Annotated in this window: 1 pseudogene; it reads left to right on the plus strand. The window is 47.8% G+C overall.

The features are described 5' to 3' along the window. A pseudogene (locus MJ643_RS31105) lies at positions 1-253 on the plus strand (conjugal transfer protein TraG); the annotation flags it as partial.

Below are 253 nucleotides of genomic sequence, written 5' to 3' on the forward strand. Positions count from 1 at the left end.
TCGCCTATCATCTTGCTTGCTGCCATCATTTGGTTTCTGAAGATATATGAGAATGGCAAGTATTGCACCTTCCCTCATGCCATCGAATTTCTCAACCGTCCCTACGCACAGATATTTTCGATACTCACTTCCTACGATGAACTTGCCAACTACCTTTCGCCCTTTATGGATGCTTGGGAGGGAGGAGCGCAAGACCAGTTGCAGGGACAGATAGCCAGTGCCAAGATACCGCTTTCACGAATGATCTCACCTG

Origin of the sequence: Pseudomonas sp. PNPG3 (assembly GCF_023093815.1) — a bacterium.
GTDB classification, from domain to species: Bacteria; Pseudomonadota; Gammaproteobacteria; order Pseudomonadales; family Pseudomonadaceae; genus Aquipseudomonas; species Aquipseudomonas asiatica.